Below are 13,260 nucleotides of genomic sequence, written 5' to 3'. Positions count from 1 at the left end.
ACAGCTTATGGCTGTGGCTGAGTTTGAACGATCGGCTCTTTGGCAATTTCGCCCAATTTCACAGAATCCAGCAAACTTTCCCAATCAGCCTTGAACGTTGTATCATTAGGCTGATCGCGACGAGCGGCAGCTAGATTGCTGAGAGCCTCTTGCCAAATCCCATTTTCAGCATAAATAAAGGTTTTCTCGCGCGGATCAGCCTTCTCTAATTGACGGCGGATATCTGCACTGAGTTCAACTCGCCCTACAGTACCGATTTCGATCTGATCGGCCGATCGGTCTTGAGAGTCGCAAATCACTGTAAAATTCCAAGTGTAACTTTTGCCTACTTCCAAGGGAGGCACATTTTGCTTAGGGGGGATACTAACGCCGATCACCCCGGATAAATTGCTAATTGTGAGATCCTGTTTATAAATCTGCTTGCCGCTTTCATCTTTTAGGATAAATTCGGCTGATTGCGCCTCTGTTCGAGGCAAGTAGAAAAAGAACGTTGGATAGTCGGAAACAGTCCGTCCCTTCTTATTTGTAGGCACTAAGGCTGTGAGACCTAACTGACTAATGCTCGCGCAGCCACCGCGCACAGGGCGTCCCGGTTGAGTGGGGGGTCGCTCATCCATATCTTCACGGGACGGAACGAAGCGCGGCCCTCCCGGTCTAGTGATTGGTCCGCGCCCTGGGTTTATATCTATATCATCCTGTCCCACAACTGGAAAAAGGGAAACGTTAAGTGTGGCGATCAATACTATTGATCCAACTGATGTCAGATTCAGGATAAACTTAGTAATTTTTTTCATGGGCTTCATGGTTTTTTAGGGAGAAATTGTGTCTTTTTATTTCTGTTTTATTCCCAAAATGCGGTAGACATTAACTTTTTGTTCCCTGCCTCTTAACGGTAAAGCTCCCCAAGATTCTACTTCAAATTGGTCTGCCAGATGCAGTAAGGTTTCTTCTGCAATCAATATGCGGCAAGTGTCCTCGTGCCGATCTTTTTCGCAGCTTTCGAGCCGAGAGGCAATATTTACGCTGTCGCCGATCACTCCATATTCTAAACGGGTTGTGCCTCCGAGACTACCCACCATAACAGGCCCTGTAAAGATGCCTACTCGCATTTTTACGGCCGGTAAACCCCGTGTGAGCCAATTTTGATTCATTTGTGGCAAGCGGGAACTAATGGCTAAAGCGCAAGATACGGCGAGGCGAGCATCTTCCGCAATTTCTTCTGGAGTGGTGCGCGGAATGGGTACGCCAAATACTGCCAGCATTCCATCTCCGGTAAATTTATTAATCACGCCTTGATGTTTTTGGACTTCTTGGGCCATTGCTGATAAATACTCATTTAACCAACTCATTACTACTTCTGGCGGTAGTTTTTCGGAGATTGTACTAAAACCCTGCAAGTCGGTGAGGATGATGGTAGCAGTAACTTTTTGCCCTGGCAATAACCCTGATTCGAGCAGATGGACGCGCTCTTTCCACAAGGCATTTGCGATCGCGGGTGAAGTTTGTTGTCCTAATAATTTCATCACAATCCCTTGCTGTTGCCTCGACTGCTCGTATTTATAGGTGACTGCGACTCCTGCGGTGATTAAAAGTGCCAGGGCTGGAGCGATTAGAGGTATCCACCCCTGTTGCATGAATAGGAAAAATGTGAATCCCGCTAATGAGCCGCAAGCTGCGATCGCGATCGCGATCAAATTCAGCGATTTTTCTAGCCGCCAAGCTAAACAGCCGCCCACTGCACTCCACACAGCGATCCAGAGTATTTCTTGCCATTCATCCCAATACCAAAACAGCCCTTTGCCATCTAAAACTGCGCTGAGAATTTGGCTGGTGGCCCTTGCGTGAATTAATACCCCAGGCATCGGCTGGTTTTCTCTTGCACGAGCGCTGTAAGGGGTAAAAAATAAATCGTTGACACTTAGGGCTGTAACGCCTATTAGCACTATTTTACCCTTCACCAATTTAGGATCAACTTTTCCCTGCAACACTTGAGTTAGTGTCACGCTCTTGGCTATATTTTCAGCAGAGCGGTAATTGAGCAGGACTTGATAGCCTGCGGCATCTATGTTCTGATAACCTCCTGAGTCCGAACGCAACTTTGAAAATACTGTTTTATCTACCTGAAGTTCGTTTTTTTCTGTTTTTTTATGAGCTATTTTTTTGCTTTGAAAGTAGGCAAAAGCTAGCCGCATCGACAATGAATACACAGTTTTTTTGCCATCGCCCCTCAACATCAAATTTCGACGCACTATACGGTCTGGATCGACTACTACATCGTTAAATCCTACTCGCTTGTCTGGTATATTGGGAGGTGGGGGCACTCGCTCGGACTCAGAGCTGCCGATGAAGGTAATGGGGATTACTTTGGGGTTTTTCAATTGAGTGACTAATTCTGCATTCCCCGGTTCGTAGGGAGTCGTGCGAAGCATATCTATGCCAATAGCTGTGGGTTCAAGACGCGCTATTTCTGCGATCGCTTTTGCTAAAGTGCGATCTGAAATTGGCCATTTTTCAATAGTATTAATATCCTGCTCGGTGACTTCAACTATCAGCAACCTGGGGTCAGGGCCAGGATCGGGCCGCAACTGCACCATGAGGTCGTAAGCATTTAATTCTAGTGGCTGCAACCCGCCTAAATGCCGCACTCCCAATAGAGTTCCGGTCACGACAATCCAGATAATAGCAAGAGGTTGCAAGTCAGCGAAGGGGAAGGAATGAGTTAAGTTTTTCCAACTCCACCGTCTCTCCTTCAACTGACGATGAAATTGATGAAAGAATTTGGGCATATTAATAATTGTTGGTTTCAACAATCTAACATTGGCGCGCTCGTAAATGCCCCTTACTGATGCCAAAATTTTAGTTTTCTTGTGCGGTTTTGGCGATCGCACTTAATTGCAATCCTTGGGGATAGCTGTTTTCTTCTTTGCTGCGCTTGATGTCTGCTTCGGAAATCTGCGGTTTGAGGTATTTTGCCAAAACTTTAACCACGTCGCCCCGATCGATCGTCCCTGCTACTGAACCAATCGGCGAGAGGACGATGATTCGGGAAAGCTGACGGGCTTCCATCTTGTTAATTACTTCTGCGATGGATGCTTTTTCGGAGACTGTCGGGGTTTTTTCCAGGGGTTTCAAAATGTTGTGCAAAGTCTGAAGTGGCCACTGGCTGCGTTCTGTGAAGCGGATATCGTCGATCGACACTAAGCCCAAATCCCGGCCGTTGGTCGCAGCAATGTAAAATGGAAACGGATTAACTTCTAACAAATAGCGATCGGCAAATTCTCGCAGAGTCAAATCTGCATCTACAACTCGAAACTCGCGACTCATCGCATCGCCGGCTTTAATTTTAATCAAGGCTTCTTGTAGTGAAGTAAATCGGCTATAAGCAGTGGCATTGCGAATGCCAAACCAGCCGATGAGCGCCATCCACAAGCCGCCGTACTCGCGCGCTAACAAGCATAAACTCAGACCGAAAGCAACGGCCAGCCAACCTAAAACTTGCCCTGTTTTTGCCGCCCAGCGAACGCCTGCAAATCGAGAGCCAGTGATTTTCCAAATTGCTGCTTTTAAAACTTGTCCTCCATCCAAAGGCAGACCGGGAATTAAGTTAAATAATCCCAAAACAAGATTGATTAGTGCTACCCTTTCGGTGACAATTGCTAGCAAACTTTTCGGGGGAAGAACTTGAGAACCCAAACCGAGGATTAAAAACAGCGCAAAGCTGACTAAAGGGCCGGCAATAGCTACTTGAAAAGCTTGACCGGGAGTTTTTGATTCCGAGTCGATCGAAGCTACTCCGCCAAATAAGAATAAGGTAATAGAATTAACTTTGATGCCTTGCGATATCGCCGCCAAGCTGTGTCCGAGTTCGTGCAAGAGCACGGAAGCAAACAGCAGCAGAGCTATTGCCAACCCCGCACTCCAAGAGAGCGCAGGCCCCCACACGCGATAACTACTGGCGTATTCGCGGGTTGCTAAGGCTAAAATTATAAACCACGAATAATCTATAAGTAGGGGGATGCCAAATAAAGAGCCGATTCGCCAACCTGTCTGCATGAATTTTCCTGGGAAAGGAGAGCAAGAAAGAGTTTCTATTATATCTTTTCTTCCCCTTTCCTTTGCCTTTCCCCTGGTTTTTACAGAACTCCGGCGTTACCCAAGCCCAAGATTACTCCGGCTCCGAGCAAGTGGCCGAAGCTGGCTGTTGCCAGCAATTCTGGTACGCCGAAGCCTTTGAACATTCCAGGGAGTGCAACGGGTAAAGCTGGGCCCTTGCCGCGGTTTTGCTTGGAGATGCCGTAGTAGCCGATCGTGATCGCCAGCAAATTACATAAAATCATTGTCAGTCCTACCAGTGGCGACCACTCCGGTGTTGAGGGTGTGGTAGATTGTACGGCTAACAGCAAAGATGAGTTGATCACGTTCTTATCTCCTGATTTCACATATATATTGAGTTCCAAGATTATAAAAAGCGTTTTGCATTAAACTAAGATTTGTTTTAATAGTTAACAATTCGTTTATATTTTGATACAAATTCGGAAGGGAGGAGTCGGAGTGCGGGTTAAAATTTGCGGAATCACTAAATTAGACCAAGGAATTGCGATCGCCCGTTTGGGAGCCCAGGCTTTGGGGTTTATCTGCGTGCCGGCTTCCCCCCGCTATGTCAGCCCAGAAACAATTCGCCTGATTGTCGAGCAGTTGCCGGAAAATGTCGATCGCATCGGGGTTTTTGCCAACACCACAATAGAAAATATCTGTCAAGTAGCGGCAGAGTCAAATTTAAGCGGGGTGCAGTTGCATGGAGATGAAACAGCGGAATATTGCGATCGGCTGCGGGAGTTTTTGCCGGGAATTGAAATTATCAAAGCCCTGAGAGTTAAGACTCCTGAAACTTTAGCCACCGCTGCTGTTTATGCTGTTCGTGTCGATACTTTACTGCTGGATGCTTACCATCCAGAGCAATTGGGCGGTACTGGTAAAACGATCGACTGGAGGATGTTATCAGAGTTTAGACCGCAGTGTCCTTGGCTGCTGGCGGGCGGTTTAACACCCGATAATATTTTAAATGCAATTGATAGCGCGATCGGCAATAACTTCAGCGGTGTTGACCTTTCTAGCGGCGTAGAAATAGCGCCGGGAGATAAAGATTTGACGAAAGTTGCTCAGTTGTTTGCTAAATTAACTCAACTTGCTCATCATTGATAAATTGGCAATACGAAATTCGCGCTTTTTATGCGATTCATTCTTTAGTCTGCGTGGGCGAAGTCTGCCGTAGGTTAGGCAGACTTCATTTGTATAGTGGCAGTTTCAACCGCAGATTATTCCCTGTATTGTGTTATCGGCGGATCTCAAAAGTACGCGCGGCAGAGCTATCTGGAAGCGAATCGCCCTCCGGGTCTTCGTATTCCAAAACCAACTCACTAACCATTGCACCGGTGGGGCCGCGGCGGCACCAACTAATCATTCCTTCCACAGCTTTTTTGCCGCCTTCAAAGACAGCCTCGACGCGCCCATCGGGGAGATTTCTCACCCAGCCGCCCAGGCCGAAATACTTTGCTTGATTCCTCGTTGAATATCGGAATCCTACTCCTTGAACTAATCCCGAAACAAAAACGCGGACTCTGACGGGTGGCAATGATTGGTTTTGCATAATAAACGGCTCAACTTACTGCTAACATCTGTTTGAAAATTTTAAGGACCAGTTTGATTATGTTAAATTTTAGTGCGTTCGCGCTGCCGGGATTCCTGATAAACCGCGTCACCCTAGCTTTTTCAACTATTCCCGATTTCACTGATTGGCTGGTTGCAGCTATGCTCGCGCTGGTTTACACTTTGATCGCTCTTTCAGTGGGTTTTTGGTCGGGATTTCTCAAAGTAGACGTGCAAACCTCTCGGCGTACAATTGTGGGAGTGCTCGTTGGCTGTTTGTTAAGTCCGGGCATCACCGAGGAATTATTGTTCCGGGTGTTAATGCTGCCGCACCCGCTTGAGAAGGCTTCTGGGTTAATGCTGTGGTTTTGGGGATGCGCGAGTTTGGCGGTTTTTGTAGTTTACCACCCGCTGAACGCGCTGACTTTTTACCCGGTTGGTCGATCGACCTTTATGAATCCAGTATTTTTGCTACTGGCGGCAATTTTGGGAGTTGCGTGCTCCCTCGCCTACCTGCAAAGCGGTTCTATCTGGCCTGCGGTGGCGGTTCACTGGCTAGCAGTGACAGCCTGGCTGTTGCTACTGGGCGGTTACAGGAGGCTGTATGGTTAAATGTAAAAAGTCCAGCATCACTATTTTGTCGGGAGGATCTCAGTTGTGGGTATCATAGGAGCGATCGTAGGTTTTTTGGCAGGGGTAGCAGTTGCTTACTGGTTAGTGGAAAAGCGCTTAAAGAAGCAAAAGCAAGAATACTTGCAGCAAACTCACAGAATTAGTGAGGAAATAGAATTAGCTCAGATGTCTCGGGTGCAACAAGCTGTCGAATCTCAGAAAGGAGAACGGGAAAATCAGCTTAGAAAAGCTAGTATCGAACACGATAATTTACTCAGACAAGTTACTACCCAATACGAAAACCAGCTCAAACAAGTTGCAGCTCAATACGAAAATCAGCTCCAACAAGTTTTGGCAGAACGCGACAGTCAGCTCCCACCAGTTGCCAGCGTAGATGAGTACGAGCTGCGGCGACAAATCAGCGAGGAATTAGAAGCCGCTAACAATGCTAGTATCCAGCAAAATATCCAATCTTTGCAAGCAGAACACGAACATCATTTACTCAGAGTTGCTGACGAATTGCATCTAAATTATCAAGCTCAGATGGAGCAACATTTGCAAAACTTGCAAAATGAACACGAAATTCGCTTGAGGCAAACTGCTGAGGAATATGAGAACCGCGAGGTTGAGATGCAGTTAAATATGGAGGCTTTGCAAGAGCAATACGAGAGTCAGTTGCAAGCGGCTCACGAGCAGTTGAGAGAGCACGAAGCTCAGATGCAAGCTACTATCATGTCTTTGCAAGAGCAGTACGAAAGTAATGTACAACAACAAGAAGTCCCGGAGCAGCAGTTCAGTCAGTTAAATTCAACAGAATTTGCCGAAGGTTTATCACAAGAAGAAGTTTGGCAGGAACTGTCAAGTGAGTTAAATCAAACAGAAGTTGAAGAAGAGTTAAATTACACAGATTTTTCGGAACCACAACCAATTGATTTACATCAACCAGAAGTCGAACAACAGCTTCCAATTGCCAGACAAGCACCAAGCTATTCCCTACCGCAGTTGATGGGATGTGTTCAAAGTCATGACAAAGAAACCCGCAAGTTTGCAGCGTCTGCTTTAGGTAAAATGGCTGGTGCTAATGCTCTGAGAGCCGAAGGTCAGCGAGCAATAGAAACCTTGGGAAAATTAGCTCAAGATATTCACCCGGAGGTGCGTGAAGCTGCTGTGGAAGCACTAGCAATGATTAAGTCGGAAAAAGTGATTCCGCTACTACAAAAAGCTTTGCGAGATATAGATAGCGGTGTGGCTAAATCGGCAAGTGCTGCGCTCAATAAGTTTAAGTTTTATCCGCGCACTCCGGCGGCTAAGCCGAAAACTGTTGATGTGAAGAAACCAAAGCGTTAAGTAGTTACGAGCCTAAATAAATATAGCAATTGTCAATTGCCTACAACACAGTAGGGATACAACATTGTTGTGTCCTTACCAGAAAGAATTGGTTTAAAGCCGGAACCCATAAGCGGGAGAAATTAAAAGAAGACTATTCCTTACTCCAATCCTCTTCCTTCCAGGTAGAGGTCGCTATCTTGCGGTCAACTGTCAACTGTCAACTGTCAACTGTCAACTGTCAACTGTCAACTGAACGAGGTGCTGTATTTCACTCAATTTCGATTACTACCAAAAACTTGGGAGGTTGAGCAAAGAAATCCAACTCAATTATTCGTGAGACAACTCGCCCCATCCTTAGCAGCAATCACCGACACCCCGCCAGCCGAGGCCGATAGGTTTGATGATGCAGAGCCAACGGCTTTGGCGGCAATTTCGTCAAGTAAAATCTTTTTAAGACTGTGGTTTAAGTGATCTGTTGCACTATTCTTAAAAACGCTGCTTTGTACCGAGTATAAATTTGATGTCGCCGGAGTCGCTAACACCCACATCTAAGCGAATTAATCCAAAGGACGATCGCACCCTCACACCCACCCCAACACCCGCCCCAGTCCCCGGTTTGTCCCTGACTACCGCCGGTTTTCCCAGTACGCTATCTCCTGTGCCCAAATCCGACGCAAAATCAACAAATATCACGCCGCCGACGTCCCTGCCGACAGGAAACCGATATTCGCCGGAAGCTAAAAAATAACTCCGGCCACTGCCAATATCCCCGCTATCGTAACCCCGCACAGAATTGCGACCGCCGAGGCGAAAAGCTTCCGTTGGTGGCAAATCCCCGATTACCGTGCCCGCTTGCAAGTTAAAAGCCAGCATTTCGGGCAAGGCTTCGGACTCGCTGATGCCGAGCAAAGTTAGTGGTACATACTGTATATAATTCGCTAACAGCCTGTTACTCACAATGTTGCCTCGCCCCAGAGGTATCGACTGCTCGGTACTGAGGCTGAGAATCGAGCCGCTGGTGGGGTTGAATGGATTGTCCCGCCGATCGCGAATCGCACCAAAAGAAACAGTGTATAACTCGTCAACGCCGCTGCCGCTGAATGTGAGAGGATTGCCGAGTTCGTCGCGGCGGGCAATATTTAAGTTGCGATCGCGCGTGCTGATATTTGTATAATTTAATCCCAAAGTCGATTGCCAATCGCCCAAAGGTCTGGTAAACCTGAGATTTCCCCCCACCCGAATTTCCCGAACTCGGTTCCCGTTGGGCAAATCAATATCTTTGTTGAAAATTTCCGATATTCTACGATCGCCAAAAGCTCTCACACTGTATCCCAAACGGTCTTCCGCGGCAACGTAAGGGCTGACAAACTGGACATCGTACTGGATACCTCGGAGGCTGGGTTCAAGTTCCACCGACAGCCGCTGTGGGGTGCGGCCGAAAGTTCGATCGGTATAGGAAAGAGGAACAGCAACGCCAACATCATCGCTAAGACTGGCACTCACGCTAAAAGAGCGAGCCGATCGCTCTTGAACGTTGTAGATTACATTAACATCCGTGCCAACTTCTTCAGTAGAAACCGTCACTTTGTCAAACAATCCCAATTGCTGCAAATGCTGTAAATCCAATCGTACAACTTCCCGGCTGTAGTTATCCCCCACCTTGAGTTTGAGCTCGCCTCGGATAAAATCTTCCGAAATTCTGCCCTCAACCGGATTCCCTTTTTTATCAACAGCTTCACCTCGGGAATTGACAAAGCGAATTTTTACCTCTGCAACGTAAACGCCTTCAGCATTGCTTGCTTGACTGATTTGCAGAGTACCGTCTAGCTGTCGGGCGTTGCTGTTTACGGCTTCGGGGATTTCAGCTTTTGCCACCAGCGGAACCGGAGTTTTTAACAGAGATGTAAAATCTTTATTGTGGCTGGACTTGAGTGATATCAATTCCGGTTGCACCGTCAGGTGATTGTTGACTGTTGACTGTTGACTGTTGACTGTTGAAGCAGGGGTGGAAAAACTCAATGGTTGAGTGTTAACTGTTGACTCGATTTTATTATTGTGATGCAACCGGAAACGATATGAGGGAGATTCCCTAGGAGATAGCTGCGCCGCGCGTACTTCTCCAGAAGCTGCGAGCTCATCGAATGCCGGCCAATTTGGCACAGTTGGGTTCACCTCATCCGATTGGTGACTATTTAAGACTGGAACCGATAACAAATGTCGCTTGTCATCTAGTCTAGATCCCCCTAAATCCCCCTTAACAAGGGGGACTTTGAGCATATTTCTTGTCCCCCCCTTAGTAGGGGCGGTGTCCCCGTGCCCGCCCTTGGTTAGGGGGGATCTAGACTTCGCTACAAACAACAGAGACGGTCGGTTTAACGTTAAGTTATCACCAATGACCTCATCCTCCTCCCTCTGCGCCCTCTGCGCCTCTGCGGTTCCCTCTCTAAACTCCGCCTCAGTCGGTGCGGCACTCGGATCTATCGCCCGCGCCGCCAATTCACCGCCAGCCACCTGTGCCAAAGTCAAAAATGCAATAATCGGAATTCGCATAAACATAAAATTAAAGAACCCAACGCATATTACCCAAAACCTGGCCCCCTACCTAATTAGCCGAAAAGAAACCCGGTATTTTTGAGACTACCGGGTTTCTGGGATGATGAAATTTGGGAAAGTTCGATCTCGGGCGATCGTAAATTGGGGAAACCGCAAATTTGTTTAAATAGCTTGTCGAGAAACTCGTTTCTCAAAATGAGCCTGAGTCTGCTGCAACAGTTGTTCCCGACTATCCTTAGCGGTGGTAATGGTAGGGAGCAAGTTGCGAGCTTGTAAAGTCATGTGAAGCTGTAGGTGTGCTACGTACTCACTGACATCTTCACGAAGAGAGCAAGCCGGGTACTGTTTTAAAGTAGAGTTCAAAGTGTTCTCCTGCTTTGAGTTTGTAGTATTTTCTAATAATCATAGACAATATCATGGTCTATTTCTCATTGTGTACTCCTTAATGAAGTTTAACCTTTGGACTGCTTTTTTGTTACAATTCTTTACAAATATTTCTTACCTATCAAGAGTCGATCGCCCATGCAGTCTCAAGCACTTGTAGGACACAAGCACACATTAAGTACATTTGTCAATAGCACCACCCAAACAGCCGCCTACCTCGACATCGGGTGCGGCAGACCCTTATTGATGCTGCACGGTTTCTTCGGAGAAAAGACTTGCTGGCTGCCATTAATTGAGTTATTGCAATCTCAGTTTCGGTGCATCAGTTTAGATATGTTGGGTTTTGGAGAATCCAGCAAACCAGAAATCCGCTACGACGTAGCTGTAGAAGTTGCTTTTGTCCGGCAAGTTGTAGAACAACTAAATATCGAACCCTGCTGCATCATCGGACATTCTTTTGGCGGTTGGGTAGCATCTGCATATTCACTCAAATATCCTAATTCTGTTAGCAGTTTAGTGTTAGCAGCACCAGCCGGAATTCGGGACGACAGTTTTTGCGGTCAATACGATGCTTTGCGGCCGCTGCTGTGGGAAACCCCAGCCGTTGATTGGGCCTTGCACTTAGCAAAACCTTTTGCGAGTTTAGCGGGAAAAAGTGAGAAATTGCAGCAAATTTCCGGGTGGCGCAGGGAGTTAATGTCTCAACCAGTAGCAAGGTCATTTTTAATGAGCCGGATGCGGCCAGAAGATGCAGTTGATACAGTAGAAAAAGAAATTCACCAATTGCAAATTCCTACCTTAGTTATCGCAGCAGATAGTGACGAAACAATTCCTCTATGGCACTGTGAAACCTACGCTAACGAGATACCGGGAGCAGAGTTAGCAATTATTCCCAATGCTGCTCACGGGTTGCCGCAAACTCAAGCTCAAATTATGGCGAAGTTGACTTGTAAATTTTTGAATAATTAAGAAAAACTGTGCAAGAAGCCGAATCATAAAAATTGTGATAAGCCACCAATTGCAAATAATTGTGTTTTAGTATACTACTTTATTAGGAAATACAGAATATATTGATTAGTGTCTTGTACAATTTTTTTTATGGCTCTTAAATCTTGTGTCAGCAGGAGCTACAGACATTTAGTGGAGTCGGGGGTATTACCAATGGCAGCACTGAGCAACTACTTTAATCTGGAAGAAATTACGACAGCCAGAAAAATTAGTGCTGCGGTAATTAATATCAGCGGCCGCCAGCGAATGCTTTCTCAACGAACGGCGTTTTTTTGCATGAGGTTAGTTTGCTCTCAGAATGGGGTAGAAAGAGCCAAACTGCGGGTGAATTTGTTAGAAGCGATCGAGCTTATGGAAAAATCGCACCGCGACTTAATTAATATTGGCAGCAGCATCAACTTAGTGAGTCCCCCTTCAGCCACCCTCAAGGCAATGTATTTGGAGCCGCCACTGTATTTAGACAAACAAGTGCGCGCATATATCGATCGAATAAAAGCATTAGTGCAAGTTCCTGATGCCGAACTCATGCTGGAAAATCCCCATCTCCTGTACATTGTCGAAGCAGCGGGCGGCGACTTGCTAGAAGCTTTCGATGCCGTGGTGAGCCAATACCAGCAAGAAAGCGAAATCGAACAATTTGAAATCGACCTTAAACAGGTTGAACTTTATCAAGAAAGTTGTGCTGCTACCTCGAAAGCGGAAGCTCAAGCCGCCCAGCTCGATCGCGCACTTTGCGAACTAAAACAAACTCAAGCTCAACTCCTCCACAGCGAAAAAATGTCTTCGCTGGGGGCGCTAATGGCTAGTATCGTCCACGAAATTAATAACCCAGTTAGTTTTATTTATGGCAACTTGAGCCATGCCGCAATTTATACTCAAGATTTGTTGCACCTGCTGTGTCTCTATCAAGAATGCTATCCCAATCCCTGTCCCGAAATCACAGCTAAAATCGAAGAGATAGATCTGGGTTTTCTAGTTCAAGACTTGCCTAAAGTTATCTCTTCCATGCAAATGGGTTCCAATCGCATTCGCGAAATTGTCAAATCTATGGGCAACTTTTCGCGAACCGATAACAGTAACATGACCATGTGCGATTTGCACGACAGCATTGACAGCACCGTGTTAATTTTGCGAAACCGTCTCAATTCTCAAATAGACCGTCGCGACATCCAAGTAATTAAAAATTATGGAAAATTGCCTCCTGTAGAGTGTTATTCGGGTCAGCTAAATCAAGTATTTATGAATCTAATTACCAACGCGATCGATGCTTTGGACGAAGCATCACAAAATGAGCCCTATGCTACGTTAAAAATTTTGATAACCACAGAATTAGCTGGGTCCGATCGCGTGAGAGTGCGGATTGCTGACACGGGAACCGGAATGACACCACAGATAAAAGAGCGAATGTTCGAGCAGTTTTTCACCACCAAGGAAATTGGTAAAGGTACCGGTTTAGGATTGTCTATTGTCTACAAAATCTTAGTAGAAAATCACCGAGGATCGCTTCGGTGCGAGTCGGAACCCTGCAAGGGAACCGAGTTTATCATTGAACTGCCGATCCAGCAAACTTAAGCAATTTACTAATCATCCAAATTTATCTATGTTAACTGTGGCACGGGCGTCCCGCCTATGTTAACTGTGTGTGGCACGGGCGTCCCGCCTATGTTAACTGTGTGTGGCACGGGCGTCCCGCCTGTGTTAACCGTAATTAAATTTTACCAGATAAAA

The 13,260-nt window shown here is 46.4% G+C and carries 12 protein-coding genes; 5 read left to right on the top strand and 7 right to left on the bottom strand.

The genetic code is table 11. The annotated features are described in order from the left end of the window. Positions 1-5 precede the first annotated feature (5 nt). The 4 genes from QUA44_RS14455 to psaK form a co-directional block, all read right to left on the bottom strand. The gene (locus QUA44_RS14455) at positions 6-617 is read right to left on the bottom strand and encodes a DUF928 domain-containing protein (protein WP_333309742.1); all 612 of its coding nucleotides are present in this window, start codon (positions 615-617) and stop codon (positions 6-8) included. A 213-nt stretch (positions 618-830) separates the two neighbouring features. Next, positions 831-2,852, bottom strand: coding sequence for an adenylate/guanylate cyclase domain-containing protein (locus tag QUA44_RS14450; protein WP_333251461.1), 2,022 nt, complete (start codon positions 2,850-2,852; stop codon positions 831-833). 4 nt (positions 2,853-2,856) lie between these two features. Then, positions 2,857-4,053: a site-2 protease family protein gene (locus QUA44_RS14445; protein ID WP_333251458.1), complete on the bottom strand. Its 1,197-nt coding sequence runs from the start codon at positions 4,051-4,053 to the stop codon at positions 2,857-2,859. A gap of 80 nt (positions 4,054-4,133) precedes the next feature. After that, on the bottom strand, positions 4,134-4,418 hold the full coding sequence (gene psaK, locus QUA44_RS14440) for a photosystem I reaction center subunit PsaK (RefSeq protein ID WP_333251456.1): 285 nt from the start codon (positions 4,416-4,418) through the stop codon (positions 4,134-4,136). 133 nt (positions 4,419-4,551) lie between these two features. Between psaK and QUA44_RS14435 the strand changes: the two genes are divergently transcribed. Next, on the top strand, positions 4,552-5,199 hold the full coding sequence (locus QUA44_RS14435; protein ID WP_333251454.1) for a phosphoribosylanthranilate isomerase: 648 nt from the start codon (positions 4,552-4,554) through the stop codon (positions 5,197-5,199). Positions 5,200-5,332: 133 nt separating this feature from the next. Here the strand turns inward: QUA44_RS14435 and QUA44_RS14430 are convergent, their stop codons facing one another. Then, positions 5,333-5,647 carry an acylphosphatase gene (locus QUA44_RS14430; protein ID WP_333251451.1) on the bottom strand — a complete coding sequence of 105 codons (315 nt, stop codon included), beginning with the start codon at positions 5,645-5,647 and terminating at the stop codon, positions 5,333-5,335. Between the two features lie 59 nt (positions 5,648-5,706). On the opposite strand from QUA44_RS14430, the gene QUA44_RS14425 reads away from it, so the two are divergent. Both QUA44_RS14425 and QUA44_RS14420 read left to right on the top strand, forming a co-directional pair. Beyond that, positions 5,707-6,258, top strand: a complete 552-nt coding sequence (locus tag QUA44_RS14425; protein WP_333251449.1) for a CPBP family glutamic-type intramembrane protease — start codon at positions 5,707-5,709, stop codon at positions 6,256-6,258. Between the two features lie 45 nt (positions 6,259-6,303). Next, entirely contained in the window at positions 6,304-7,605 is a 1,302-nt protein-coding gene (locus tag QUA44_RS14420) for a HEAT repeat domain-containing protein (protein WP_333251446.1), read from the top strand. 468 nt (positions 7,606-8,073) lie between these two features. Here the strand turns inward: QUA44_RS14420 and QUA44_RS14415 are convergent, their stop codons facing one another. After that, entirely contained in the window at positions 8,074-10,137 is a 2,064-nt protein-coding gene (locus QUA44_RS14415; RefSeq protein ID WP_333251443.1) for a BamA/TamA family outer membrane protein, read from the bottom strand. A 165-nt stretch (positions 10,138-10,302) separates the two neighbouring features. Then, on the bottom strand, positions 10,303-10,503 hold the full coding sequence (locus tag QUA44_RS14410; protein WP_006634481.1) for a hypothetical protein: 201 nt from the start codon (positions 10,501-10,503) through the stop codon (positions 10,303-10,305). A gap of 159 nt (positions 10,504-10,662) precedes the next feature. On the opposite strand from QUA44_RS14410, the gene QUA44_RS14405 reads away from it, so the two are divergent. Together QUA44_RS14405 and QUA44_RS14400 are read left to right on the top strand one after the other, a co-directional pair. After that, entirely contained in the window at positions 10,663-11,493 is an 831-nt protein-coding gene (locus tag QUA44_RS14405) for an alpha/beta hydrolase (RefSeq protein ID WP_333251440.1), read from the top strand. A 129-nt stretch (positions 11,494-11,622) separates the two neighbouring features. Further along, entirely contained in the window at positions 11,623-13,104 is a 1,482-nt protein-coding gene (locus tag QUA44_RS14400; RefSeq protein ID WP_445243662.1) for an ATP-binding protein, read from the top strand. The last annotated feature ends 156 nt before the right edge of the window (positions 13,105-13,260 follow it).

This window comes from Microcoleus sp. N9_A2, assembly GCF_036701775.1.
GTDB lineage: Bacteria > Cyanobacteriota > Cyanobacteriia > Cyanobacteriales > Microcoleaceae > Microcoleus.
The sequence above is the reverse complement of the archived record's forward strand: the minus strand, read 5'-3'. Positions and strand labels throughout refer to the sequence as shown.

Bases quoted from the DNA above. Each gene is read 5' to 3' on its own strand.
- QUA44_RS14455 (WP_333309742.1), bottom strand. From the start codon at position 617: ATGGATGAGCGACCCCCCACTCAACCGGGACGCCCTGTGCGCGGTGGC.
- QUA44_RS14445 (WP_333251458.1), bottom strand. From the start codon at position 4,053: ATGCAGACAGGTTGGCGAATCGGCTCTTTATTTGGCATCCCCCTACTT.
- QUA44_RS14430 (WP_333251451.1), bottom strand. From the start codon at position 5,647: ATGCAAAACCAATCATTGCCACCCGTCAGAGTCCGCGTTTTTGTTTCG.
- QUA44_RS14425 (WP_333251449.1), top strand. From the start codon at position 5,707: ATGTTAAATTTTAGTGCGTTCGCGCTGCCGGGATTCCTGATAAACCGC.
- QUA44_RS14415 (WP_333251443.1), bottom strand. From the start codon at position 10,137: ATGCGAATTCCGATTATTGCATTTTTGACTTTGGCACAGGTGGCTGGC.
- QUA44_RS14405 (WP_333251440.1), top strand. From the start codon at position 10,663: ATGCAGTCTCAAGCACTTGTAGGACACAAGCACACATTAAGTACATTT.
- QUA44_RS14400 (WP_445243662.1), top strand. From the start codon at position 11,623: ATGGCTCTTAAATCTTGTGTCAGCAGGAGCTACAGACATTTAGTGGAG.